The 24,682-nt window shown below is 51.1% G+C and carries 23 protein-coding genes; 8 read left to right on the forward strand and 15 right to left on the reverse strand.

Features of this window, described 5'->3' with window-relative positions:
- Window positions 1-32: 32 nt before the first annotated feature.
- The 5 genes from HRQ87_RS15045 to HRQ87_RS15065 form a co-directional block, all read right to left on the reverse strand.
- Complete coding sequence (locus HRQ87_RS15045) at window positions 33-1,244, reverse strand: DUF1501 domain-containing protein (RefSeq protein ID WP_174139264.1); 1,212 nt, start codon at window positions 1,242-1,244, stop codon at window positions 33-35.
- Window positions 1,245-1,253: 9 nt separating this feature from the next.
- Window positions 1,254-2,627 (reverse strand): DUF1800 domain-containing protein, encoded by a 1,374-nt coding sequence (locus HRQ87_RS15050; RefSeq protein ID WP_174139265.1) that lies wholly within the window; start codon window positions 2,625-2,627, stop codon window positions 1,254-1,256.
- A gap of 69 nt (window positions 2,628-2,696) precedes the next feature.
- Window positions 2,697-3,941: an exonuclease/endonuclease/phosphatase family protein gene (locus HRQ87_RS15055; protein WP_174139266.1), complete on the reverse strand. Its 1,245-nt coding sequence runs from the start codon at window positions 3,939-3,941 to the stop codon at window positions 2,697-2,699.
- A gap of 114 nt (window positions 3,942-4,055) precedes the next feature.
- The gene (gene aspS / locus HRQ87_RS15060) at window positions 4,056-5,939 is read right to left on the reverse strand and encodes an aspartate--tRNA ligase (protein WP_174139267.1); all 1,884 of its coding nucleotides are present in this window, start codon (window positions 5,937-5,939) and stop codon (window positions 4,056-4,058) included.
- An 84-nt stretch (window positions 5,940-6,023) separates the two neighbouring features.
- Window positions 6,024-6,698 carry an HAD family hydrolase gene (locus tag HRQ87_RS15065; protein WP_174139268.1) on the reverse strand — a complete coding sequence of 225 codons (675 nt, stop codon included), beginning with the start codon at window positions 6,696-6,698 and terminating at the stop codon, window positions 6,024-6,026.
- A 176-nt stretch (window positions 6,699-6,874) separates the two neighbouring features.
- On the opposite strand from HRQ87_RS15065, the gene carB reads away from it, so the two are divergent.
- A complete protein-coding gene (gene carB / locus HRQ87_RS15070) occupies window positions 6,875-10,195 on the forward strand; it encodes a carbamoyl-phosphate synthase large subunit (RefSeq protein WP_174139269.1) in 3,321 nt (1,106 codons plus the stop codon).
- A 254-nt stretch (window positions 10,196-10,449) separates the two neighbouring features.
- Here the strand turns inward: carB and HRQ87_RS15075 are convergent, their stop codons facing one another.
- A complete protein-coding gene (locus HRQ87_RS15075; protein WP_174139270.1) occupies window positions 10,450-11,052 on the reverse strand; it encodes a DUF6778 family protein in 603 nt (200 codons plus the stop codon).
- A gap of 235 nt (window positions 11,053-11,287) precedes the next feature.
- Between HRQ87_RS15075 and HRQ87_RS15080 the strand changes: the two genes are divergently transcribed.
- Entirely contained in the window at window positions 11,288-12,406 is a 1,119-nt protein-coding gene (locus HRQ87_RS15080; protein ID WP_174139271.1) for a beta-ketoacyl-ACP synthase III, read from the forward strand.
- Here HRQ87_RS15080 and arsH read toward each other — a convergent pair.
- Both arsH and HRQ87_RS15090 read right to left on the reverse strand, forming a co-directional pair.
- A complete protein-coding gene (gene arsH, locus HRQ87_RS15085) occupies window positions 12,403-13,107 on the reverse strand; it encodes an arsenical resistance protein ArsH (RefSeq protein WP_174139272.1) in 705 nt (234 codons plus the stop codon). The genes HRQ87_RS15080 and arsH overlap by 4 nt on opposite strands.
- Window positions 13,108-13,122: 15 nt before the next feature.
- Window positions 13,123-13,584, reverse strand: coding sequence for a hypothetical protein (locus tag HRQ87_RS15090; protein ID WP_174139273.1), 462 nt, complete (start codon window positions 13,582-13,584; stop codon window positions 13,123-13,125).
- A 304-nt stretch (window positions 13,585-13,888) separates the two neighbouring features.
- Here HRQ87_RS15090 and HRQ87_RS15095 point away from each other — a divergent pair, with 304 nt between their 5' ends.
- On the forward strand, window positions 13,889-14,470 hold the full coding sequence (locus HRQ87_RS15095; protein WP_174139274.1) for a thymidine kinase: 582 nt from the start codon (window positions 13,889-13,891) through the stop codon (window positions 14,468-14,470).
- Here HRQ87_RS15095 and HRQ87_RS15100 read toward each other — a convergent pair.
- The 5 genes from HRQ87_RS15100 to HRQ87_RS15120 form a co-directional block, all read right to left on the reverse strand.
- Window positions 14,467-15,429 carry a 2-hydroxyacid dehydrogenase gene (locus HRQ87_RS15100; protein WP_174139275.1) on the reverse strand — a complete coding sequence of 321 codons (963 nt, stop codon included), beginning with the start codon at window positions 15,427-15,429 and terminating at the stop codon, window positions 14,467-14,469. The genes HRQ87_RS15095 and HRQ87_RS15100 overlap by 4 nt on opposite strands.
- Window positions 15,426-15,764 (reverse strand): tRNA-binding protein, encoded by a 339-nt coding sequence (locus HRQ87_RS15105; protein ID WP_174139276.1) that lies wholly within the window; start codon window positions 15,762-15,764, stop codon window positions 15,426-15,428. The genes HRQ87_RS15100 and HRQ87_RS15105 overlap by 4 nt, the downstream gene beginning before the upstream one ends.
- Entirely contained in the window at window positions 15,757-16,572 is an 816-nt protein-coding gene (gene proC / locus HRQ87_RS15110) for a pyrroline-5-carboxylate reductase (RefSeq protein WP_174139277.1), read from the reverse strand. Before proC ends, HRQ87_RS15105 begins: the two co-directional genes overlap by 8 nt.
- Window positions 16,573-16,598: 26 nt before the next feature.
- Entirely contained in the window at window positions 16,599-17,102 is a 504-nt protein-coding gene (locus tag HRQ87_RS15115) for a type III secretion system chaperone family protein (protein ID WP_174139278.1), read from the reverse strand.
- Window positions 17,103-17,345: 243 nt separating this feature from the next.
- The gene (locus HRQ87_RS15120) at window positions 17,346-17,594 is read right to left on the reverse strand and encodes an accessory factor UbiK family protein (RefSeq protein WP_174139279.1); all 249 of its coding nucleotides are present in this window, start codon (window positions 17,592-17,594) and stop codon (window positions 17,346-17,348) included.
- Window positions 17,595-17,692: 98 nt separating this feature from the next.
- On the opposite strand from HRQ87_RS15120, the gene lgt reads away from it, so the two are divergent.
- The 4 genes from lgt (at window position 17,693) to HRQ87_RS15140 (ending at window position 20,756) form a co-directional block, all read left to right on the forward strand.
- On the forward strand, window positions 17,693-18,583 hold the full coding sequence (gene lgt / locus HRQ87_RS15125) for a prolipoprotein diacylglyceryl transferase (RefSeq protein WP_174139280.1): 891 nt from the start codon (window positions 17,693-17,695) through the stop codon (window positions 18,581-18,583).
- Window positions 18,580-19,632, forward strand: a complete 1,053-nt coding sequence (locus HRQ87_RS15130; protein WP_174139281.1) for a class I SAM-dependent methyltransferase — start codon at window positions 18,580-18,582, stop codon at window positions 19,630-19,632. The genes lgt and HRQ87_RS15130 overlap by 4 nt, the downstream gene beginning before the upstream one ends.
- The gene (gene pgeF, locus HRQ87_RS15135; RefSeq protein WP_174139282.1) at window positions 19,629-20,384 is read left to right on the forward strand and encodes a peptidoglycan editing factor PgeF; all 756 of its coding nucleotides are present in this window, start codon (window positions 19,629-19,631) and stop codon (window positions 20,382-20,384) included. Before HRQ87_RS15130 ends, pgeF begins: the two co-directional genes overlap by 4 nt.
- A gap of 219 nt (window positions 20,385-20,603) precedes the next feature.
- Entirely contained in the window at window positions 20,604-20,756 is a 153-nt protein-coding gene (locus HRQ87_RS15140) for a hypothetical protein (protein WP_174139283.1), read from the forward strand.
- Between the two features lie 377 nt (window positions 20,757-21,133).
- On the opposite strand, the gene HRQ87_RS15145 is transcribed toward HRQ87_RS15140, so the two are convergent.
- Together HRQ87_RS15145 and trxB are read right to left on the reverse strand one after the other, a co-directional pair.
- On the reverse strand, window positions 21,134-22,843 hold the full coding sequence (locus HRQ87_RS15145; RefSeq protein WP_174139284.1) for a bifunctional sulfate adenylyltransferase/adenylylsulfate kinase: 1,710 nt from the start codon (window positions 22,841-22,843) through the stop codon (window positions 21,134-21,136).
- A 118-nt stretch (window positions 22,844-22,961) separates the two neighbouring features.
- Window positions 22,962-23,906, reverse strand: a complete 945-nt coding sequence (trxB, locus tag HRQ87_RS15150; protein ID WP_174139285.1) for a thioredoxin-disulfide reductase — start codon at window positions 23,904-23,906, stop codon at window positions 22,962-22,964.
- Window positions 23,907-24,098: 192 nt separating this feature from the next.
- On the opposite strand from trxB, the gene HRQ87_RS15155 reads away from it, so the two are divergent.
- Entirely contained in the window at window positions 24,099-24,599 is a 501-nt protein-coding gene (locus HRQ87_RS15155) for an Lrp/AsnC family transcriptional regulator (RefSeq protein WP_174139286.1), read from the forward strand.
- The last annotated feature ends 83 nt before the right edge of the window (window positions 24,600-24,682 follow it).

A 24,682-nucleotide genomic window follows, 5' to 3' on the forward strand; every position in this document is an offset into this window, starting at 1 on the left:
TTCTGTACAGGCATCAAATTCATTCTAAGACATTAGGCAAGTAATCCAGGATTAGCGCCCATATCCAAACCGGGAAATATCGCGCTTTCCAAGGTGCTTTGATCCAATCCGAATAAACCCTTCATGACCCACGCAGAATATCCCCTTACATCTGCTGTCGGCATCAGATCACGGCGATCATAAAGCGCCGCCTCGGTCAAACCGGGCCATTGTCCTAAAACCTGCCCGCCGCGTAATGCACCACCTGCAGTGATCATCGCGCCACCTGTACCATGATCCGTGCCTTTGGTGCCATTTTCGCGCGCTGTCCGACCAAACTCTGTCATCGCAAGTACGGCTGTTTTGCCCCAAATTGGTCCCAGCTCATCCCGCAACGTCACAATCGTATCGCTTAGACGCGCCAATGCATTTTTCATTCCGCGTGCCTGATTGGCATGCGTATCCCAACCATTGATCGAAAACGTCGCGATCCGTGTATCCCCCTTTAGCCGATCTGCCGCAAATCGGGCAACATGGGTATGTTCGCCACCTTCTGAGGTCTGGCGTTGCCGTTGTTGCATCTGCATCATCATCTGATCCGGTTCCATCTGCACATCCCCCAGATCAAGACTTTTTGCGATGTCCATTGCCTCGGCTGCGGCATCACGAAAATTGGGGTGATCATGGTAAACCAGTTCAAGCAATCGTATCGCCTGAGGACTGAGATTCAGATCTGCATCTGGCGACCAACTGCCAAAAGGGGCGCTGCCTGACATCACGCGCATTTCTTCGCGCCCGATCGCAAAGCCGGTCTGCGCAGTAATACCTGGCACGGTTTGCAACATCCGGTTCAGCCAGCCATCACGCGCACCCTGACCCAAATCAGTTGTACCAGCTTCGAGTAAATCCTGCCCGTCAAAATGGCTGCGCTTGTCGCGATATGGCGTCGACACCGCTTGAACAAAGCCTAATTCCCCTTTCGTCCAGAGCGGTATAATAGGATCAAGCGCAGGGTGGGCAGAAAAGAAGCCGTCCAGATCATGGCTGGCATCACGGTCTTTTGCCAACCCCCGCCGAAGCATTGAAAATGCAGGGTCGCCATAAGGGCGGGCCACGTCCAGCCCATCCATCCCCCCACGTAAAATGATCACCACCAGCCGTGCATCCCAAGGACCTGCAGCCAGTGCGATTGGTGTCAAAAATGGGCTTGCCGCGGCTGAACATCCAAGTGCAGTGATAAACTTTCGCCTATTGATTTGGGTCATCGGCAGATCCTATCTTGTTTGAAATGCAGCCGAAGCCAGAACAACGCCGACGCCTTCCCATTGACTTTCCGCACTGGCCGCTGCGAATTTCACCTGTTCAGGCGCGGTCTTGCCCAAAGCAGTCAAAACAAAGTCCCTTGGATCCGGCAAATCAGACAGGATCAATTGTGGCACCATCATCGCCCACTGAATACGCCCGGCCAAACCTTGGGGTGTGATCCAGGCACTATCCTGTTCCGGCCATCCATCCGGACCACCCGGTTGTTCCCATGGTTGACCCATCACCTGAAGTGGCACATCAACAAAACGGCGCACATCCTTGCGCTTGGCCTGCATGATTTGATCTGATGTGACACCTAGCGCCCGCAATGCAGAGACGATATATTCAAACGGCATTTTAACGTTCGGCTTGTCGGTAGCCCATGCTGCGGGATGGATCAGCATCGCTTGATAAACATCCGGCAAATATCCATCTGATGCCAGATATTGCGCCGACATATGATCAATCAGTTCAGCATCAGCTGTGTCCGAAACAAAATGCACCGCCAATTTTCGCGCAATATGTCGTGCCGTCATTGGATGGGCCGCCAGATCATCCAAAACCGCATGCACATCCTGTAACGAAGGATTACCATATCGCTTGCCTAACACAGTTTTTTCGCCAGGTTCCTGCAGGAATTCGCGAAACCGAAACCCATCATTATGCGAATACGTAAGCCCCGCCAAAATCCGTGCCAGATCATAGACATCAGCCTGGCCATAGGGACCATTCACGCCAAGTGTGTGCAGCTCAAGCACCTCACGCGCCAGATTTTCATTCAAGCCCCGGTTCTTTTCGACAGCCGCGCGTGAGTTAGGCCCGGCAGATTGGATCTGATCCAAATATTGCAGCATGAACGGGTTTGTGACAGCCGCCTTTAGCATATCTGCGAAATACCCACCCACATGCGGCCTGATCGCGCCTTGAGCATAACTGGATGCCATGTGCCGGGTGACGCCATTTTTACCTTCGGCTGTAAAATGATCACCCCAAAACCAGGTCAAACGTTCGCGAAACCCGTGATCAGCACCGATACCGCGTGCCAGACTTGCACGAAGCCAGTCCAGACGTTGTCGCCAAACCTGTTTGCGCAACTCCACAACTCTGTCGCGGGCGCGACGGCCAACCTCTGTCCCACTTTCTGTACGTTCAATTTTCTGGCTTGCGCGCAGTTCCACCAAAAGCGGCCTTTGATCTTCAAATCGCGCAATCGGAAAATGATCCGACATAACATCGGGGCCAGTCACAGTATCTAGCGTCATGTCAGCATTCAGCGGCAGGTCATGTCCTGGCGCAAGACCTGTACCAAACCGAATAGTGGCGAAAACAGGGTCGAAATCCATGTAAAGTTCCCTTATTTACAGGGTCAGAATGCCATACTTGATGACAACTGTCATCCGGCCTAAGCGTGGTTATGCCACCAGATCGGCGGATGTTTGGATATCCAGCGTGACGGGCCGATGATCACTGGTATGGTCGTCTTCGCTGTCAAAAACCGCATTCACCGCGTTATGAATTTCATGCTCAACTCGGCCTGCTTTTGGCAGCACGCACAGCCCGGTTTCAATCAGCGAATTGGGGCTACAGACCCCTTGGGTAAAGGCAATGTGATCCAGCAAAATCTCAGGGGCGCGGGCAGGATCCCAAACATCGAAAAACGTAACTGTCCAACGATGATTTTCGCCGTTTTGCTGCGAATAATCAAACAAGGCATGGTTCAAAAACCGATTGGCGAAAAACACATCTCCCTGCAGGTTCGAAATTGCATCATGAAACAGATATTTTCGTTCAAACACCTCTTTTCCAACACCATCATTCATATCGCCCAGGATAAATATCGCGGGCTCTGGTTCATTACGAAATCGGTTTTCGATGTAATATCTGATATTTGCCGTTTCCGTCGACAGCTTGATCCGCGCCTCAACCGCCGTTTGTTCGGCCCGTAAGATCAATGCAATATCTTCGGGCGTCTTGTTTTCTTTTCTACGTGCCAGACCAGCCGCCCGATAATCATTTCCGCCAAATTTCGACTTCAAATGCACCCCGACAAAATCCACCCGCCGCCCGTCGACATCGCATACAAGCACCTGAGGATGCCTGAAATGCGAATGCTCGCGATCATTCAGTTTTGGAGCATCCTCGTCCTCTTCCTCTGGCTCGGCCAGACTTTGCACACCCTTTGGTTTAAACAGCGGATGAATAATCGGCCATTTGCGCTGGTGCTCACCTGATCCATCCACTGACAGATCACTTCGACTTTCAAATTCAGTCGCTTCAATCCACGCCGCTTGAGATAAAAAACGTGGCTGCAATTCATCCATTCGGGCGGTTTTAATGATAAAGAAAATACCCTGGGACCCGGAAATTAGATATTTATCACGCTTATCACGTGTGACGACGGTCCAGTCACCCTCAAGATCATCGTCGCAAAAACTTTGCAAACGATCGACATTCCCGGTCGATGGTCCCTCTTGAATACATAAAATATCCGGGTCCATACGCCGGATCTCTTCAGCGATTTGCTTGCGCTGTAACTCTTGCAGCGACTTACCCGCAGCCGATGTCACCTTCTTACTGCGTTGCGGTATGGTTCGCGTTTTGCCCTGCAGCAATTGGCCAAACCAGGCGATATTCCAGGTCGTCAGACGGATAGACATCAGCACAGCTCCTGATCATGGGGGCATGATCATAGCCTATCAAATCAACAGCTTCACGCCCAGATAAAATACAAAGCTCAGCTTCGATGCGCGTAAATACTCTGGCAACAATTGCTAGGCGTCGGGGTCGATCACCCGCAATGACAAATCGCGCAGCTGTTCATTCATCGGTTCAGAGGGCGCATCCATCATCAGATCTTCGGCGCGCTGGTTCATGGGGAACATGATGACCTCGCGAATGTTCGCCTCATCCGCCAGCAGCATCACGATCCGGTCAATCCCGGCGGCACATCCCCCGTGGGGCGGCGCGCCGTATTGGAAGGCATTGACCAGCCCGCCAAAGCGCTTGCGCACCTCATCTTCGCCATAACCTGCGATCTCAAACGCCTTAAACATGATCTCGGGCTTGTGGTTCCGGATCGCGCCGCTGACCAGTTCATAGCCGTTACACGCCAGGTCGTACTGATAGCCCAGAACGTCCAGCGGATCGCCTGCTAGCGCCTCCATCCCGCCCTGGGGCATGGAAAACGGGTTGTGTTCAAAATCGACCTTGCCGGTTTCGTCGTCTTTTTCATAGATCGGGAAATCCACGATCCACGCAAAGGCAAAACGGTCATGGTCAGTCAGGCCCAGCTCATTCCCAATCTCAACCCGCGCCTTGGCTGCGACAGTTTCAAAGCTTTCAGGTTTACCGCCCAGAAAAAACGCGGCATCACCAACGCCCAATCCGAGTTGCCTGCGAATGGCCTCAGTCCGTTCAGGACCGATGTTCTTAGCCAGAGGGCCTGCGGCTTCGGTCAGCTCTGACCATTGAGAGAAACGTTTTTGAAACTCGTCAGTAATTTCAGCCTTGATAAATTGCCTCATTTCCTTTTCTAGCTGGAGTAGAGTCTCATCTTTAGTCTGCGCGTCCTTCTTGCGCCAGAAAATATACCCCATCCCCGGCAGGCCCTCTTTCTGGGCAAAGGCATTCATTCGGTCACAGAATTTGCGTGAGCCGCCGCCGGGTGCCGGAATTGCGCGGATTTGGGTGCCGTCTTGCTCCAACAGTTTCGCGAAAATCGCGAAACCGCTATCACGAAAGTGGTCAGAGACCACTTGCATTTTAATAGGATTTCGCAAGTCAGGCTTGTCGGTGCCATACCAGAGCGCGGCGTCACGATAGCTGATCTGGGGCCAGTCGGCATCCACCTTGCGCCCGCTGCCGAATTCCTCGAACACGCCCTGCAGAACCGGCTGGATCGTGTCGAAAACGTCCTGCTGTTCGACAAAGCTCATCTCCATATCCAACTGGTAAAAGTCGGTGGGCGACCGGTCGGCGCGGGGGTCTTCATCGCGGAAACAGGGCGCGATCTGGAAATATTTGTCAAAGCCCGACATCATGATCAGCTGCTTGAACTGCTGCGGGGCCTGGGGCAGCGCGTAGAATTTGCCCGGGTGCAGACGCGAGGGCACAAGGAAATCGCGCGCGCCCTCGGGGCTGCTGGCGGTGATGATCGGCGTCTGGTATTCGCGAAATCCGATATCCCACATGCGCTTGCGGATGCTGGCCACAACGTCCGACCGCAGCTTCATGTTGTCTTGCAGCTTTTCCCGGCGCAGGTCCAGGTAACGATAGCGCAGGCGGGTTTCTTCGGGATATTCCTGATCACCAAAAACCATCAGCGGCAGTTCATCCGACGCCCCCAGCACTTCGATATCACGAATAAAAACCTCAACTTCACCGGTTGCGATATTGGGGTTGATCAGGCTTTCATCACGCGCCTTGACCTGTCCGTCAATCCGAATGCACCATTCGCTGCGAACCTTTTCGACCTGTGCAAAAACAGGGCTGTCAGGGTCTGCCAATATCTGCGTCACACCGTAATGATCCCGCAGATCGATGAACAAAAGCCCGCCGTGATCACGAATACGATTGACCCAACCGGCCAGGCGGACGGTTTCGCCCACATGGGTTTTGTTCAGTTCAGCACAGGTGTGACTGCGATAGGCGTGCATTTTGGCGTTCCTTCGGCTGTTTTCAGCGTTGCGCCGATACACCTTGGCACGCCGCGGAAGTCAAGGGAGGATACGCCCATTCCGTCAGGCGACTTTCGATAAATGCTGCAAAAGATCAGGTGTCAAGCGTGTAACCATTTCACAACCTTCTGGAAAAGCGCGACCTTTTGCAGCCCGTCCGGGAAAGGCAATACAGGTAATTCCGGCGGCCAAAGCAGCTTTCGCGCTTTCTGGCGTGTCCTCGATTGCAATCGCTTGGCTTGGCTTAACGTTCAGGTTTTTCAGCGCATCAAGATAAATATCAGGCGCTGGCTTTGATCGTTCAACTTTGCTGCGATCCCCGATGTAGTCAAAATCGCTTTTCACAACCGCAGGCGACAGGCCAGACAGGATCAACGTCACTGTGTCCTGTCCTGTACTTGTCGCAAAACCAACGGGAATATTTGCGGTTTTGGCTGCGTCTATCAATCCAACCACACCCGCGCGCGGTTCAAGCCCTTCGTCACTGGCTAGTTGTTCAAAGTATTGGACCTTCATGCCATGAACAGTCTTTGCATCGACGTCATCACCCTTTGCTTCGGCATAAGACGCGATGCGCTGTTGGCCACCTGGGGTTTTCAACAAATCAAAATATTCGTCATAATCCCATTCCCAATCCAGCCCGGCATCTATGAAGGCAAGGTTAAACGCACGGCACTGCAGGTGGGATGTTTCTGTCAATGTGCCGATCGCACCAAACATAATTGCGGACGATTTCATTTTTCAAAGCCTCTTTTCAGTGATTTCATCATCAACGTACCAAGGATATAAACTGTTCCAGGCCAATAATCTTAGATGTGATTTCACCTATGATGGTCCCAAAAATGCCTTATCCCCTTGCGTCTGCCCGTGCGTTGCCTATAACCCACGACAATTTGCGCACACCGGGGTCAGTCATGCCAAAAAGAACCGATATCTCCTCCATCATGATCATCGGCGCGGGGCCCATTGTGATTGGGCAGGCCTGCGAATTCGACTATTCGGGCGCGCAAGCCTGTAAAGCGCTGCGCGAGGAAGGCTATCGCGTTATCCTGGTCAACTCAAACCCTGCCACGATCATGACAGATCCGGATATGGCCGATGCGACCTATATCGAACCCATCACACCAGACATCGTTGCCAAAATTATCGAAAAAGAACGCCCAGACGCCTTGTTGCCCACCATGGGCGGGCAGACCGGGTTGAACACGTCGCTTGCGCTGGAAGAAATGGGCGTGTTGGAAAAATTCGGGGTCGAGATGATCGGCGCCAAACGCGAAGCGATTGAAATGGCCGAAGATCGCAAGCTTTTTCGCGAAGCGATGGATCGGTTGGGGCTTGAAAACCCCAAAGCCACCATTGCCAACACCATGGAAGAATGCATGGCCGCCATTGATTATGTTGGCCTGCCCGCGATCATTCGCCCGGCCTTTACCCTAGGCGGCACCGGCGGCGGCGTGGCGTATAATCGGGATGATTATGAACATTTCTGCAAATCCGGACTGGATGCCAGCCCCGTCAATCAGATCCTGATCGACGAAAGCCTTCTGGGGTGGAAAGAATTCGAAATGGAGGTCGTGCGCGACAAAGCCGACAATGCCATCATCGTTTGCGCCATCGAAAACGTCGATCCGATGGGCGTGCATACGGGTGATTCAATCACTGTGGCCCCTGCCCTAACGCTGACCGACAAAGAATATCAAATCATGCGCAATGGCAGCATTGCCGTGCTGCGCGAAATTGGGGTCGAAACGGGCGGTTCAAATGTGCAATGGGCAGTGAACCCCGAAGATGGCCGCATGATCGTGATTGAGATGAACCCCCGCGTATCGCGATCATCCGCCCTGGCATCCAAAGCGACAGGTTTTCCCATCGCCAAAATCGCTGCAAAGCTAGCCGTTGGGTACACACTGGACGAGCTGGATAACGACATCACCAAGGTGACACCCGCCAGCTTTGAACCGACCATCGATTACGTCGTCACCAAGATCCCACGCTTTGCCTTTGAGAAATTTCCAGGCTCGGAACCCTATCTGACCACTGCGATGAAGTCCGTGGGCGAGGCGATGGCGATCGGCCGCACCATTCACGAGTCGCTGCAAAAAGCTTTGGCGTCCATGGAAACCGGCTTGACCGGCTTTGATGAAATCGAAGTTGACGGTATGCCAGCGGTTGAATCCCGCACCTTTGCCAGCAGTGATGACCCCATGATCACACGCATCATCGCGGGCAAGGATGCTGACGCTCAGATCGCTATTGACAAGGCCCTGACGCGGGCGCTGGCCCAGCAAACGCCCGACCGCTTGCGTGTGATTGCCGAAGCCATGCGTTATGGTTTTTCTAATGATGAAATCCAGGATATTACCAAATTCGACCCATGGTTTCTGGCCCGTATCCGCGAAATTATCGGCGCCGAGGTGGAAGTCGCAAAATCCGGACTACCGACAACAGCCGAAGATCTGCGCGCGTTGAAAATGCTGGGCTTCACAGATGCGCGCCTTGCCAAACTAACCGGTCGTGACGAAGACAACGTCCGCCGCGCGCGTCACAATCTGGGCGTCACGGCCGTCTTCAAACGGATCGACACCTGCGCGGCCGAATTTGAAGCCCAGACGCCCTATATGTATTCGACGTATGAGACCCCTGTGATGGGCGATGTCGAATGCGAGGCCCGCCCGAGCGACCGCAAAAAGGTTGTCATTCTGGGTGGTGGTCCCAACCGTATCGGGCAAGGGATTGAGTTTGATTATTGCTGCTGCCACGCCTGTTTCGCCCTGACTGACGCAGGGTACGAGACGATCATGATCAACTGCAATCCCGAAACGGTCAGCACCGATTATGACACCTCGGATCGGCTGTATTTTGAACCGCTGACCTTTGAACACGTGATGGAAATCCTGCGGGTCGAACAGTCAAACGGCACGCTGCACGGCGTCATCGTCCAATTCGGCGGGCAGACCCCACTCAAGCTGGCTGATGCGCTGCAGTCGGAAGGTATTCCGATTTTGGGCACAACGCCCGACGCGATTGATCTGGCTGAAGACCGCGAACGATTTCAAGAGCTTGTGCAGAAACTGGGTTTGAAACAACCGCAAAATGGCATCGCCCATTCGGATGCCGAGGCGATTGAAATTGCAGGTGTCGTTGGCTTTCCCCTTGTGATCCGCCCATCCTATGTTCTTGGTGGCCGCGCCATGGAAATCGTGCGCGACACTGCGCAGCTGGAACGCTATATTTCCGAAGCGGTCGTTGTGTCGGGCGACAGCCCCGTTCTTCTGGACAGCTATCTGTCCGGCGCTGTGGAGATCGACGTTGATGCGCTGTGTGACGGCACCCGCGTCCATGTCGCGGGGATCATGCAGCATATCGAAGAAGCCGGTGTGCATTCCGGCGACAGCGCCTGTTCGCTGCCCCCCTATTCGCTGGACGCCGACACAATTGCCGAGCTGAAAAAACAGACCGAGGCCCTGGCGCTGGCCCTGAATGTTGTGGGCCTGATGAACGTGCAATTCGCGGTCAAGGACGGCCAGATCTACCTGATCGAGGTCAACCCCCGCGCCAGCCGCACCGTGCCGTTTGTGGCCAAGGCCGTGAACAGCCCCATCGCGACCATCGCCGCCCGTGTGATGGCGGGTGAACCGCTGACGAACTTCGACCTGATCGACCCGCAAATCGATACTTTTGCCGTAAAAGAGGCCGTGCTACCCTTTGCCCGTTTCCCCGGCGTCGACACGATCCTGGGCCCCGAAATGCGATCCACAGGCGAGGTCATGGGCAACGACCCCAACTTCTACCGCGCGTTCCTGAAGGCACAGATGGGCGCGGGTACAGACCTGCCCCAGGGCGGCGCGGGCAAGGTCTTTATCTCGATCCGCGACGCCGACAAAACCGATATGATGGTCGAGGCCGCACAGGCGCTAACCGATCTGGGCTTTCCCATCATCGCCACCCGCGGCACCGCCCGCTGGCTGACCGATCAGGGTGTGGCGTGCGAAACGGTGAACAAGGTCTACGAGGGCCGCCCGAACGTGGTCGATCAGCTAAAGGATGGGCAGATCGTTCTTGTGATGAACACAACCGAGGGCGCCCAGGCGGTCGAAGACAGCCGCGACATCCGCGCCGTCGCACTTTACGACAAAATCCCATACTTCACGACCGCCGCCGCCAGCCACGCCGCTGCATTAGCAATGAAAGCACGAGTAGAGGGCGATATCGAGGTAAGAGCGCTACAGGGGTGACAATACTCAAAACTATTATATCTTACATGTTTATATTAGAAATAGATAATCCGTCTAAGCAAAACCTAAATCCCAGAATTGACCCGGGACTTGATAGTATCGTGCACCAACTATAAGCGTTTTCTCAACCGCGACGCTAAGCCACATGCCTAACCGCGGTTGATTAGCGGTTACTATCAGCAAATAGTAAACTCTCGCCAATACGCATCATAATTGCTCTGCAGTTGTCCGCAGCCACAAAGCAATTCAAAATATTAACGCCCCGGCCCGCTAAAGGTACCACGCACGTCGGGTCCAATGCCCAACCAGCCCGCAGTAACCGCCGCCAAGTGATTGGTGATACGTACTTTCTGAGTTTGTCCGCGTTGGGCGGCCTGAATGGCATCACTGCCAACAAATGCCTCAAGATCCGCAGCGATCACTTGCGGCTGGGTCAGCGGATTACCGGCGCGGTCAAAAACCTGTATCACATAGCTTATATTGTGCACCGCACCCGGTGCACGGGTCTGCGCGCGGGGGGTGACAGAATGAAACTGTCTAACAGTTACACCAATGTTCACACTGCGCGGACCGCGCAGACCTGATGCGCCCTTGCTGATGCCAGCTTGCATAACTTTGGCGATTTGCGCTTTGCGATCACCCAAAGGATCCCCATGCCAGACAATATCGGCATTTGGGGCAAAGCTGTCTTGTTCCGTTACTGTTAATGTATCAGGCACAGTCACGCTGACCGATTGCACATTCCATCCGCGCGTGACGCTTGCATCCAAACGATCATAGTTCGTTGTCCATGTGCCACCGCACCCTGACAGCACTAAAAGCGCGATACCTAAAAGCGCAATAACAGTCTTTTGCATTTTACTATCCTTTGAAACTCACTTGTGTCTAAAGCCTGAGTGTTAAACATTCTATAAATCAATGACCAAATCACGACAACTTTGATTTCAAATGTATTTTTGTACATAAAAATTTGTACAAATCACATGTACAAATTATACAGAAGATCGAAAAGGGTTTACCTGCCCCCTTGGTCAGGGTTGACCTTTTGCCACGTTTCGGCCCATCTGACCGACACCTATTATTGAGGGCTCTATGTATCAACCAGCCATCACAGGCACCGGGCTTTTCACCCCGAAAGAGATCATTACCAACGATGAATTGGTTGTCGCTTTCAACGCTTATGCTGACCGCTATAATACTGAAAACGCACAAGATATTACGAATGGCGTGCTAGAAGCCAAAGCGCATTCATCCAGCAACTTCATTGTTCAGGCCAGCGGGATTGAAAACCGTTATGTACTGGACAAAAAAGGCATTCTGGACCCTGATCGCATGTATCCACGTTTGCGTTCACGCACCGATGACGAGCCTTCTGTAATGGCCGAGATTGCGCTTGAGGCTTGCACTCAAGCTATTGAAAATGCCGGAAAAACACCCGCTGATGTCGATGCTGTTATTTGTGCTGCGTCCAATATGGAACGCGCTTATCCTGCAATTGCTATCGAAATTCAAAAGCTGCTTGGTATTGATGGTTTTGCCTTTGATATGAATGTCGCCTGCAGTTCAGCCACATTTGGAATACAGGCAGCTTCTGATATGATCCGGACCGGTACGATCCGTAGCGCCATCGTGGTTAATCCCGAAATTTGCAGCGCCCATTTAGAATGGCGCGATCGTGACTGTCATTTTATCTTCGGTGATGTCTGCACAGCCGTTCTGATCGAGCGGGATGAATTGGCCACAGGCAATCACTTTGTCATAAAGTCAACGCGATGTGTCACGCAATTTTCGAATAATATCCGCAATAATAACGGATACTTACGTCGTGCGCGCGACGAAATGGAAGATCGGCGTGATATGCAGTTTATGCAGAATGGTCGTAAGGTTTTCAAAGAAGTTGTGCCAATGGTCTCAAACCTGATCCTTGAGCATTTGAAAGATGAAAATCTAGCCGCAGAAGACTTGAAGCGGCTTTGGTTGCATCAGGCGAACAAATCCATGAATGACTTTATCGGGCGCAAGGTTCTGGGGCGCGTCCCTGAGCCGCATGAACAACCCAATATCCTGCAAGACTATGCGAATACATCCTCGGCCGGGTCGATTATCGCGTTTTCGAAATACTCGGATAATCTGAATAGTGGGGACATTGGCATTATCTGTTCATTTGGTGCGGGTTATTCTGTCGGATCGGTTATTGTCGAATACCGCTAGATATTACTGACACGGGCACGGGTTTCTGCCGCAGATTCGACCCGTTCAGAATATCGATCCACCAGATAATCACTACGGGCGCGGGTCATGTAGGTGAATTTGACCAGCTCCTCCATCACATCAACAATTCGGTTATAAAGCGATCCCGGACCAAGGCGCCCGTTTTCAAATTGCAGCCAAGCCTTTGGAATACTTGATTGGTTTGGAATTGTTAGCATTCGCATCCAACGCCCAAGAATACGCATCTGATTCACTGCATTGAATGATTGCGACCCGCCAGAGACCTGCATCAACGCCAGAGTTTTGCCCTGCGTCGGTCGAACACCACCCATGTTCAGCGGCAACCAATCTATCTGAGATTTCATAATCCCCGTCATGGCCCCGTGGCGTTCGGGGCTGGACCAAACCATGCCTTCAGACCATGTCGCAAGCTCACGCAACTCGGCCACTTTTTCGTGACCATTATCACTATCAGGTTGGGGCAGCCCGCTTGGATCAAAAAATCGCGTTTCGCAGCCCAGGGCCTGTAATATCCGTGCGCCCTCTTCTGCGGATAGCCGAGAATAGCTGACATCGCGCAAAGACCCATAAAGCAGCAAAATACGGGGCGGATGCCCAGGATCGTTGGCAGCGGTCAGCATTGACACCTCGGGCAATTGCAATTGATCTGGCACGATATTAGGAAGGTCAGATAAATCCACGTGTATTATCCTTAATCAGTCGGGTACTTCGCGTTCCAAACTTAACTTCATCTCGACAAGTATCTTTTGCAAAGTCAAGGTTTCGTTCAATAGCCGTTTTGCCTCATTCATAGTGATCACACCGTCGGTGATGGACTGATGGTATTCCGCCATCAACATTCCAAATCGTTGACTTAGATGGATCACATCGGAATTCACAGTGCCTTCGTCATCGTCATTTTTGCGGTGCTCATCATAACTAAGCGTGATCCCCCGCAGTTCTGCTAAAGCGGATGTGACATGCGGGTAATTTGCTTTTTGTTCCAATGCAGCAACCGTATCAATTGGCATGAAACGGTCCACGTGTTCCTCCGCTGTGGAATAATAACGACCTAATGTCGCCTTGGATTTACCGCTGGCATTGCATGCAGCATCAATCCCGATGTCTTTTACCAATGCCTCTGTATGTTTCTTCAAATAGCTGGCGGTATCACTCATCACAGACCCTTTTTCGTCTTTAGGGGGAAATACTGCTGTTTTCTCCCATTATTCTCATGGACTAAATCATCCATTTATAAAGCATCTCGTGTTTTTGAGATTTAACAAGTGCCAATCTTCCTAGTTTGGGATTTGGGTATGGGTTTGCCAAAGGTTAAGCCTGTGGGATCGGCTGTTTTGGTTTCGTTAACAAGTATTGGCAAACCGGGTAGGGCATAAGATGGTTCAGGTGGGGTATCTGATCCTCTTATGTCCTGTCGATGGTATCTTGATTTTCACAGCATTAGCGCGATAGGTCGGCGTTATGGCTAAGCTTTATTTTCATTATTCGACCATGAATGCGGGCAAATCGACCGTTCTTTTACAGGCATCACATAATTATCAGGAACGCGGGATGCAGACGTATCTGTTGACCGCACAAATGGACCTGCGCGCAGGCGAAGGCCGTATTGCATCGCGTATCGGGATTGGAACCAAAGCCGATACATTTGCAATAGGTGAGGATTTGTTTGCAAAGATCCAAACGCGGCTTAAGGCTGGCCACTGTGCCTGCATTTTCATTGATGAAGCACAGTTTCTGCAAGAAGATCAGGTCTGGCAGTTGGCCCGTGCAGTGGATGATTTAAAGGTGCCCGTGATGTGTTACGGGCTGCGTGTGGATTTTCAGGGCAAGCTGTTTCCTGGATCTGCAGCATTACTAGCGCTGGCCGATGAAATGCGCGAGGTGCGTACAATATGCTGGTGCGGAAAAAAAGCGACCATGGTCGTGCGACAGGATGAAAGCGGGCAGGTTCTGACCAAGGGTGATCAGGTGCAGATCGGGGGCAATGAAAGCTATGTTTCCTTATGCCGTGCACATTGGCGCGAAGCGATGGGTGATCCTTAGGGCTGAACCAGATTGGGCGGGATACGCCCGTCAAAAAATGCCACCAAATTATCAACACCCATCAGACCCATATTCGTGCGAACCTCAAGTGCTGCTGTTCCAAGATGCGGTAACAGCGTGACATTATCCAAAGCGCGCAACGCTTCTGGCACCTTGGGTTCATGTTCATAGACATCCAGACCGGCTGCTGCAATTTCCTTGTTCTGAAGGGCGGCAATCAACGCCGATTCATCCACGATATCCCCACGCGCGATATTGATCAGATGTGCGTGTGGCTGCATCGCAGCCAATTCACCAGCGCCAATCAAATGATGCGTTTCTGATGTCGCGGGAACAGCAAGAACGACGATGTCAGCCGTTTTCATGACATCATGCAGCGTAGGTAATTGTTGCGCTGGAACGTCAAGATTTTCAATCTTTGAACGATTATGAAACACAACATGCATCCCAAAACCCGCCTGCGCACGCCGGGCAATAGCCTTGCCAATGCGGCCCATACCGATAATTCCCAAGACCTTTCCAGACATATGCATGCCCAACATTTGCGTCGGATGCCAACCCGTCCACGCCCCTGCCCGCACCAAACGTTCGCCTTCCGCTGCGCGACGCGTGCTCATCAGCATTAACGTCAGCGCTATATCGGCGGTGGCGTCCGTGACCGCACCGGGTGTGTTGGTCACTGTAATGTTGTGTTTTGCTGCAGCTGCAACATCAATATGATTATACCCAACCCCAAAATTCGCCAATATCTTGCAACGCGGTGCATTGATATCGGCAAAACTATCAGCCCCAAAAGCATCACCAAGAGTTGGCAAAATCGCATCATACTCAGTCAATGCTTTTGATGCCTCGTCCTGGCTCAAGGGGCGCGGCACATTGCGAAGGGTCATATCGAACCTGTTTTGCGCAACGCCTATCACAGCATCAGGCAATTCGCGGGTGATCAAAAGCCGGGTCAATAAAGGCGTCCCCCGATCCGAACGGTCTTATCCGGGGTCAACAAAACAACTTCATTTTCTTTATCAGGCACGCCCAGAACCAAAACTTCAGATATGAATTTTCCAATCTGGCGCGGCGGGAAGTTCACAACCGCCATCACTTGTTTTCCAATCAATTCTTCAGGTTTATAATGTTTTGTAATCTGAGCTGAACTTTTCTTTTCCCCGATCTCATCCCCAAAATCGACCCACAGCTTGATCGCGGGCTTTCGGGCTTCGGGGTAAGGTTCCGCCCGCGTGATTTGCCCGACGCGAATATCGACCTTTAGGAAATCGTCGAAAGTGATGCTATCCATTTGCAAGCTCTCTTGATCTGTCAGCAGCAGCTTTGACCGCCCTTTTTAACAGGGGCGGGAAGCCAGTATCTTTGTCCATCAGAACGTCAAGCGCGGCTTGGGTTGTGCCATTCGGGCTGGTGACGTTGATGCGCAATTGTTCAGGGTTATCCTCCGACAATTTAGCCAGTGCACCTGAACCAGCAACGGTCGCCTTGGCCAAGGTCATTGCCAGATCAGCTGGCAAACCCTGTGCCTGCCCCGCAGCCGCAAGCGTTTCAATCAAATGGAAAACATAGGCCGGACCTGATCCTGAAACACCCGTGACTGCATCGATCTGATCTTCGCTATCCAAACGGACAGTCTGTCCAATAACTTGCAATAAATCTTCAGCCATTTGCATCGCAGATTCAGCGACATGCGTATTACCGCAAAATGCAGTGATCCCCTGACCAATGGCAGCAGGTGTGTTGGGCATTGCACGAATAATCGGCGTATGCGGCCCTAGTATCTGTTCGAACTTGGAAACTGTGATTCCGGCCGCCACTGATAAAAAAACTGTCGTGCCGTTACCCAAAGCCTGAAGTACTGGCAATGCGTCCCCCATCATTTGAGGTTTCACTGCAATCAGGATTATGGCGGGATTTTCAGGCAACGCAGTATTCAAGTGAACGTCTTGCGCTAACAGCCAATCGGATGGTTTGGGATCTAGTATCCATATCGCCTTGGGCGAAAGCCCCTGCCCCAACCAACCGGCCAGCATGGCTGATCCCATCTTGCCGCAGCCCAGCAAAACCAGCCCGCGGTTCTCGATATCTTTAAAGTCCATCACGCCCTCCGCTTTAAAGGGCAGTTTTACGCGCGGCCGTAGGCCTCTGCAATCGCGACTTGCATGGCGTCATCGACAGTTCGTTCGCCCCAGGTCGCCAGTTGAAACGCAGGATAAAAGCGTTCAGCGGACAAAACTGCAGCATTAATAGCTGTGTCGATCTGTTCAGGACTAGCCACTTGCCCACCTGCCAAGATCAGACCGTAGCGATAAACCATCAGTTTTTGCTGCGCCCAATAAGTGAATGCCCCGGCCCAGCACATGTCATTGGCACTGTTCAATGCCTCGTACAGTGATGACATCCGATCTTCCGGCGGCTCCATCTCAAATGTGCAAATCAAGCGTAGCGTTTCATCATAAGCGGACCAAGCCAATGTGATCGAATATGTCCGCCACTGTCCCTCGACAGCCATTGCGATCTGATCATCTGCAATGCGGTCAAAATCCCATTCATGATGTTCCGCGATATGTTCGACGATATCAATAGGGTGAAGGTCTTCTGTTTCCAGATACTGCTCAGAAAGTGCCATGGTGGCCTCTCTTTGTTGGCGCTTGTCACTGGCAAAGCCCCAAGCGCTAGGTGCCTGCTCAAGGTGCGGTGGTTCATTCCACTGCCCTTACAAAATATGGTGCTATCTGTTTGACGTTCTGTAAAGATATATTTTTGTGATACACACAATAAGTTGTGGATAGCTTGGATCAAACCACTTAATAGACGCTAAAAATGCAAAAACTCCCGCCTAGGCGAGAGTTTTTGGGTCAAATCGACTGACTTACTTCTTTTTCTTGCCTTCCAGCGCCTCAATCCGCGCTAGCAAGGTTGCATTTTCTTCGCGTGCTTTCTGTGCCATGGCACGTACAGCATCGAATTCCTCACGCGTTACAAAGTCACGATCAGCCAGCCAGCGGTCCATCATACTTTTCATAGCTGTTTCAGCTTCGTCCTTCGCACCCTGGGCAACACCCATAGCATTCGTCATCAGCTGCGAGATATCATCGAATATTTTAGTACGCGTCTGCATGAATTGTCCTCTAAGTATTACATTTAATATCTATATGGGCTTCAAAACGCATTGTCACAAGGTTGACTTCGCCGCAGCAGACACGCAGGAACAAATTTATGCAGGCAGCTATCCCATTTCCCGACATCTCGCCCGAGATTTTCACCATTGCCGCGTTTGGCATTGAATTTGCGCTTCGGTGGTATGCCTTGGCCTATATCGCAGGCATCATAATTGGCGTATATCTTGTAATCAGGGCGACCAAACGCCCTGAGTTATGGCCCAACAATACCCCCCCGCTAACGCGCGATCAGATTGAAGATTTTCTGGTATGGGCCGTGCTTGGTGTGATTTTGGGTGGGCGACTGGGATATGTGATTTTCTATAAGCCCGGCGATTATCTGGAAAACCCGCTTGAAGTCATAATGATCTGGCAAGGTGGCATGGCATTCCACGGTGGTTTTCTGGGCGTTATTTTTGCCGCATATCTGTACTGCCGGAAATACGGTATCCCCAAAATGTCCATGGCGGACTGTTTGGCACTTGCGACGCCTGCGGGTCTTTTTCTGGGGCGCATTGCAAATTTCATAAACGCAGAGCTATGGGGCAGACCGACTGATCTGCCTTGGGGTGTGATCTTTCCGGGGCAAGCTGCGCAGAACTGTCCCCAGATTATTGGTTTATGCGCCAGACACCCGTCACAACTGTATGAAGCCATTCTGGAAGGGCTCATACTAGGCCTGCTGCTGGTCTATCTTGTCTGGAAGAAAAATGCTTTGAAAACACCGGGCTTTATCGCAGGGCTGTTCCTTTTGGGGTACGGCCTGGGCCGGTTTGTTGTTGAATTTGTGCGACAGCCTGATGCGCAATTCATAAGCCCAGGCAATCAGCTTGGACTGGCATGGCATATTCAGGGCTATGGGCTGACGATGGGGCAAATTCTGTCAATTCCAATGATCATCGCCGGCATTCTGTTCATTCAATACGCAAGGCGGACCCGTTTGGCATGACGTTACAGAAGCATTTGCTGTCGCGTATTTCAGCATTTGGGCCGATGACTATTGCTGATTATATGTCTGAGTGTCTGCTGCACCCGACTTATGGGTATTACACAACGCGTGATCCGCTTGGGACGTCCGGCGATTTCACCACTGCCCCCGAGATCAGCCAGATGTTTGGTGAATTAATCGGGCTTTGCCTTGCACAAAGTTGGTTGGATCAAGGCGCTCCATCGCCGTTTGCACTGATCGAACTTGGCCCCGGCCGCGGCACACTAATGCATGATATTTTGCGCGCAACGACCAAAGTGCCCGGATTTTCGGCAGCCGTTCAAATCCATCTGATCGAAGCCTCACCCGTATTACAGGATATTCAAAGGGAAAAACTTGGGCAGGTGCATTGGCATAATACCTTACAAACTTTGCCCGCTATGCCAGGGTTTTTCATTGCTAACGAATTTTTCGACGCATTGCCCATACGGCAATTCGTTCGCAGTGGTGAGGGTTGGTGCGAACGATGTGTGACTGCGGTGGACAGCGTGCTTCAGTACGCGCTTTCGCCTGCAACGCCTTATGATATCCTGACGCATCGACTGGACGACACAAAAAACGATGATCTGGTCGAAATATGTCCTCAGGGCGCTGACATTGCATCTCAGATCGGTCATTATATCAATACACATGGGGGTGCAGCCCTGATTGTTGATTATGGGGAATGGCGCAGCCTTGGCGACACATTTCAGGCTTTGCAAAACCATCAGGCCGTCAACCCGCTGACCAAACCAGGACATGCAGATCTGTCAGCACATGTTGACTTTGAAGCACTTGCAAAAGCAACACCATCCGCACATACGCGCTTGACACCACAAGGCATATTTCTGGAACGCCTTGGCATAACGCAACGGGCGCAAGTTCTTGCAAACGCCTTGCAAGGGTCTGACTTAGAAAATCATGTTACGGCACATCAGCGCTTGACCCACCCCGAAGAAATGGGAACGTTGTTTAAAGTACTCGGCTTTCACCCGATATCAGAAAAGCCCCTTGCCGGACTGACGATATGACGCTTGAAATTCTGACATCTGACGATTTTTCGAACATACGACACGGGTTTTTCACAAGACGTGGGGGGGCGTCTTCGGGCGTTTTTAGCGGTTTGAATTGCGGTTCAGGCAGCAGTGATCAAGCTGATATCGTATCCATAAACCGTGCACGTGTGGCTGATGCCATGAATGTCGACGCTGAAAACCTTTTGACCGTAAATCAGGTTCATTCAGCAGATGTTGTCGTGGTCAATTCTGCTTTCAAAACGCGACCCAAAGCAGATGCAATTGTCACCAATCAACCTGGTATAGCATTAGGTATACTGACAGCAGATTGTCAGCCTGTCTTATTTGCAGACGAAAAGAATGCCGTGATTGGGGCTGCACATGCGGGCTGGCAAGGCGCTTTGGCGGGTGTATTGGAAGCGACATTAGATGCAATGGAAACCCAAGGGGCCGAGCGACAAGAAATTTGCGCGGTAATAGGGCCGTCAATCAGCCAGCGCACTTATGAAGTGGGTCCAGAATTTTTGGACCGGTTTATTGCAGAGGATTCTGACTTTTCACGGTTTTTCGCCAATGGCGATGGGGACAAGTACCATTTTGATCTGCCTGGCTTTGGGTTGCACCGGTTGCGCATAGCTGGCGTTGGTTTCGCCAGTTGGACAGGTCACTGCACATATTCTGACCCGGATCGTTTTTTCAGCTATCGTCGTAGCGTGCACAACAAAGAGGTCGACTATGGCCGCCTTATTTCTGCAATCAGGCTTTAATTCAGGCATATAAGCGGCGCATTAAGTCAAATTCTTGCCCAAAAGCATTCATCAATGCACCGAAACCTTAGAAATATATGAGGTAAATGGTTAACGCCTGGTACGAACGAAAATCACAAAAACACATTTAACGTCACCCTTCGAACAAAACCGCGCCTAAAATCACAGCAATAGTAAGTGGAATAATATGTCTAAGTTGCACAGTTAAAGAGGTTACAAATGTTAGATCAAAGCGGTACAGCAAAACTTCAGGAAAACCACTGGGTGCAAACACTGATTCAAGCGGCAGACACAGAAGCACATCCCATGCCTTGGCAGCGCGGGACGCGTCGAAAAGAGATGTTTGAGCGCATCAAAGAGCAATCTGAATAATTATTAAGATATGACTGATCCGAAAACTGCTTAATAAGCTTGCATAATTGCAGGCTTATTTCTTTTGGCGCAAAAATAATTCACTTTTCAGCAAACAAATCATTGACAGTGATGACGACATAGGCGATTTTATGCCTACTTGGTTAGTATTCGTTTCCCATTGTTTTAAGGGCAAAGTCATGCGGTTTCTTCCCCAGAAGCCAAAAGACAGACCGAATGATAATTTTAGGTTGCCCTCATATCGATGTATTTGCATCAATCGCTCGTTCTAGATCGGCGACCTCAGCGTTTTTAGCCTCAAAACGCACCAGAGGTCGCCTTTCTTACTTTAAATCCCGATACTGTATCTGAAATTCTGCAAGTTATTTTGCCGCTTTTTATGCGGCTATCAACCCAAGCGATTCCAGCTTTAGCAAAATCTGGTGTGCGCAATTATCAACATCAACGTTTTCAGTCTCGACCCGTAATTCGGGGTTATTAGGCACGTCATATGGGTCAGAAATACCCGTAAATTCCTTAATCTTACCTTCGCGGGCTAATTTATAAAGCCCCTTGCGATCGCGTCGTTCACATTCTTCAATACTGGTTGAAACATGTACTTCAACAAAAGCACCAAACTGTTCAATATCTTCGCGAACAGCCCGCCGTGTTGTTGCATAGGGTGCAATGGGCGCACAGATCGCAATGCCGCCATTTTTAGTAATCTCGGATGCGACATAACCGATGCGACGGATATTCAAATCACGATGTTCTTTAGAAAAACCAAGTTCAGAGCTCAGGTTTTTGCGAACAATATCACCATCCAGCAATGTCACGGGGCGACCACCCATCTCCATTAATTTGACCATAAGCGCATTAGCAATGGTCGATTTTCCCGATCCTGAAAAGCCGGTAAAAAAGACAGTAAAGCCTTGTTGCGCACGCGGCGGCCGAGTTTTACGAAGCTCTGAAACGACCGCAGGAAAGCTGAACCATTCTGGAATATCAAGCCCTTCGCTTAAACGGCGACGCAGTTCCGTGCCAGAAATATTCAAAACCGTCGCACCCTCTTCCACCTCGTCAGCAGGTTCATATTGGGCACGGTTTTGCACATAAACCATGTGCTTAAAGTCAACCATTTCGATGCCCATCTCGTCTTGATGCACCTTGAACAGTTCTTGTGCATCGTAAGGGCCATAGAAATCGTCGTCGCTTGAATTCTTACCGGGTCCTGCATGATCGCGACCGACGATCATATGTGTACAACCATGATTTTTGCGGATCAGACCGTGCCAGACAGCCTCTCGTGGGCCGGCCATACGCATCGCCAGGTTAAGCAAACTCATTGTGGTTGTCGCTTGTGGATATTGATCCAGCACAGCTTCGTAACAGCGTACGCGCGTAAAATGGTCGATATCACCGGGCTTTGTCATTCCAACAACCGGATGGATCAACAAATTGGCTTGGGTTTCCTTGGCCGCGCGAAAGGTCAACTCTTGGTGCGCACGGTGCAGCGGATTGCGGGTTTGAAACGCCACAACGCGGCGCCATCCCAATTTACGAAAATAAGCACGTAGTTCATTAGGGGTATCCCGACGGGCCCGAAAATCATAATGAACAGGTTGCTGAATACCCGTTATGGGGCCACCCAAATAAATCTGACCCGCTTGATTGTGCAGATAATTGACGGCCGGGTGGGCATCGTCATCTGCACCAAAAACTTTTTCAGCTTCATTCGCTTTGTTTGGCTGCCAGCGATCCGTGACCGTCATCGTGGCAAGAATAACGCCTTCCCGGTCGCGCAATGCAATATCTTGCCCAATCTCAATATTTTGCGAAAACTCTTCATCGACATCCAGGGTGATCGGCATCGGCCAAAGCGTACCATCAGCCAAACGCATCTTTTCGACAACACTGTTATAGTCATCTTCGCCCAAAAATCCCTTGAGCGGATTAAACCCACCGTTCATCAGCAATTCAAGATCGCAAATCTGCCGCGGGCTTAAATCCCAGGATGTCAAATCAGCTGCTTCAATCTTCAGCTTTTGCGCACTTTCATAAGAAACAAAAAGTTCAGGGATCGGGGCCAGATTAAGGGGCATTGCCATCGCAGATGTCTCGTTTTGATTGTGTAAACAGATATAATTGGCCGCCTAGCGTGTTAAACGAGCCTACTTCAAGTCGCTTTGCATCAAAAAGTCCTTATTTCCGGTAAATGCCGAAAAATCAGGACTGATGTTCTGCCAAAAAGCGTTCAGCTTCCAGCGCGGCCATACAGCCCATTCCGGCACTTGTCACCGCTTGGCGGTATTTGTGATCCGTCAAATCACCGGCCGCAAAAACGCCGGGGATTGATGTTTCGGTCGAATCCGGCTTGGTCACCACATATCCGCCCATATGTGTTTCCAGCACATCTTTCACCAGTTCGTTGGCCGGCGCATGACCGATGGCAACAAAAACACCCTTGGCTGGGATTTCAGTAATCTTGCCGGATTTAGTGTGTTTGACCTTAATACCCGTCACACCCAAAGGATTTTCATCACCAATAACTTCATCCAATTCATGAAACCACAGCGGTTCAATCTTTGGGTTTTTCATAAGACGGTCGATCAGAATTTTCTCGGCGCGTAATTCATCGCGGCGATGAACCAGCGTCACTTTTGACGCGAAATTGGTCAGAAACAAAGCCTCTTCCACGGCAGTGTTACCACCGCCGATCACAGCAATTTCCTGTCCACGATAGAAAAAACCGTCACATGTTGCACAAGCGGATACGCCGAAACCTTTGAATTTTTCCTCGCTCGGTAAACCCAGCCATTTTGCCCGTGCGCCCGTTGCTAGGATCACAGCATCAGCCGTATAGACGGTTCCCCCATCACCAATGGCTGTAAAGGGTCGCTTGGACAGATCAAGGTCATTGATAATGTCACCAATGATTTCGCATCCCATCGCCTTGGCATGCGCTTCCATCCGGACCATCAGATCGGGTCCTTGAACTTCGGTGTCGCCGGGCCAATTTTCGACTTCGGTCGTGGTTGTCAGCTGTCCACCCGGTTCGATGCCTTGCACCAGGATCGGTTCCAACATTGCACGGCTGGCATAAACGGCAGCGGTGTAGCCTGCAGGTCCGGATCCAATAATCAGAACTTTTGTGTGACGGGAATTTGACATAGGCTATGACTCTTTCAAACAGAATGGATTTACCGCATATAACGGCCAGACAGAGCGGAAGAAACCCCCTGAAAAGCGGCTATGCAGCCACGGAATAAACTATTTTGCATTAATATAGTTGCGCATATGAGTAATAATATTGCGCATCACAGCAGGTCAAAGTAAGGTTTGCAAGAATTGAGGGAGCATAAGATGTCTACGACCAAATTGGATCCGATCGACCGTCAGATACTGGCCGAGCTGCAGAATGACGGCAGAATGACCAATGTCGAATTGGCAAAGCGCGTTGGGATATCCGCCCCACCCTGTTTGCGTCGCGTACGCACGTTGGAAGAGGCCGGATATATCAATGGGTATCATGCGGATGTAGATGCCAGGGCTTTGGGTTTTGAAGTGCAGGTTTTCGCAATGGTCGGACTGCAAAGCCAAGCAGAGGTAGATCTGAGCGCCTTTGAGAGTCGTTGCAAAAACTGGCCCTTGGTTCGTGAATGTCACATGCTGAACGGCGAAGTGGATTTTATTCTGAAATGCGTTGCACCCGATCTTAGCTCTTTCCAGACATTTCTGACCGAAGAATTGACGTCGGCAGATAATGTCGCAAGTGTCAAAACATCGCTTGTCATACGCATTGCGAAAGACGAACCCGGCGTGCCCTTTGATGTTCTTGAAGACAGATTAAGTAAAACAGCCTAGGCAAACTTCATTGCTCCCCAAAATACTGTTCGCAAAGATAGTGCCCGAGTGACTTAACGTAACGATGTAAAAGATGTGAAGCA

Source organism: Parasulfitobacter algicola (assembly GCF_013315265.1).
GTDB lineage: Bacteria > Pseudomonadota > Alphaproteobacteria > Rhodobacterales > Rhodobacteraceae > Parasulfitobacter > Parasulfitobacter algicola.

What these genes read in the sequence shown, in the direction of transcription:
- pgeF (WP_174139282.1), top strand. Translation starts at nt 19,629, where the DNA reads ATGACGCTTGAAATTCTGACATCTGACGATTTTTCGAACATACGACAC.
- HRQ87_RS15090 (WP_174139273.1), bottom strand. Translation starts at nt 13,584, where the DNA reads ATGAGTGATACCGCCAGCTATTTGAAGAAACATACAGAGGCATTGGTA.
- HRQ87_RS15055 (WP_174139266.1), bottom strand. Translation starts at nt 3,941, where the DNA reads ATGTCTATCCGTCTGACGACCTGGAATATCGCCTGGTTTGGCCAATTG.
- lgt (WP_174139280.1), top strand. Translation starts at nt 17,693, where the DNA reads ATGCAGGCAGCTATCCCATTTCCCGACATCTCGCCCGAGATTTTCACC.
- HRQ87_RS15140 (WP_174139283.1), top strand. Translation starts at nt 20,604, where the DNA reads ATGTTAGATCAAAGCGGTACAGCAAAACTTCAGGAAAACCACTGGGTG.
- HRQ87_RS15115 (WP_174139278.1), bottom strand. Translation starts at nt 17,102, where the DNA reads ATGGCACTTTCTGAGCAGTATCTGGAAACAGAAGACCTTCACCCTATT.
- HRQ87_RS15075 (WP_174139270.1), bottom strand. Translation starts at nt 11,052, where the DNA reads ATGCAAAAGACTGTTATTGCGCTTTTAGGTATCGCGCTTTTAGTGCTG.
- trxB (WP_174139285.1), bottom strand. Translation starts at nt 23,906, where the DNA reads ATGTCAAATTCCCGTCACACAAAAGTTCTGATTATTGGATCCGGACCT.
- proC (WP_174139277.1), bottom strand. Translation starts at nt 16,572, where the DNA reads ATGGACTTTAAAGATATCGAGAACCGCGGGCTGGTTTTGCTGGGCTGC.
- aspS (WP_174139267.1), bottom strand. Translation starts at nt 5,939, where the DNA reads ATGCACGCCTATCGCAGTCACACCTGTGCTGAACTGAACAAAACCCAT.
- HRQ87_RS15145 (WP_174139284.1), bottom strand. Translation starts at nt 22,843, where the DNA reads ATGGCAATGCCCCTTAATCTGGCCCCGATCCCTGAACTTTTTGTTTCT.
- HRQ87_RS15080 (WP_174139271.1), top strand. Translation starts at nt 11,288, where the DNA reads ATGTATCAACCAGCCATCACAGGCACCGGGCTTTTCACCCCGAAAGAG.
- HRQ87_RS15130 (WP_174139281.1), top strand. Translation starts at nt 18,580, where the DNA reads ATGACGTTACAGAAGCATTTGCTGTCGCGTATTTCAGCATTTGGGCCG.
- HRQ87_RS15155 (WP_174139286.1), top strand. Translation starts at nt 24,099, where the DNA reads ATGTCTACGACCAAATTGGATCCGATCGACCGTCAGATACTGGCCGAG.
- HRQ87_RS15045 (WP_174139264.1), bottom strand. Translation starts at nt 1,244, where the DNA reads ATGACCCAAATCAATAGGCGAAAGTTTATCACTGCACTTGGATGTTCA.
- HRQ87_RS15105 (WP_174139276.1), bottom strand. Translation starts at nt 15,764, where the DNA reads ATGGATAGCATCACTTTCGACGATTTCCTAAAGGTCGATATTCGCGTC.
- HRQ87_RS15095 (WP_174139274.1), top strand. Translation starts at nt 13,889, where the DNA reads ATGGCTAAGCTTTATTTTCATTATTCGACCATGAATGCGGGCAAATCG.
- HRQ87_RS15120 (WP_174139279.1), bottom strand. Translation starts at nt 17,594, where the DNA reads ATGCAGACGCGTACTAAAATATTCGATGATATCTCGCAGCTGATGACG.
- HRQ87_RS15065 (WP_174139268.1), bottom strand. Translation starts at nt 6,698, where the DNA reads ATGAAATCGTCCGCAATTATGTTTGGTGCGATCGGCACATTGACAGAA.
- HRQ87_RS15050 (WP_174139265.1), bottom strand. Translation starts at nt 2,627, where the DNA reads ATGGATTTCGACCCTGTTTTCGCCACTATTCGGTTTGGTACAGGTCTT.
- carB (WP_174139269.1), top strand. Translation starts at nt 6,875, where the DNA reads ATGCCAAAAAGAACCGATATCTCCTCCATCATGATCATCGGCGCGGGG.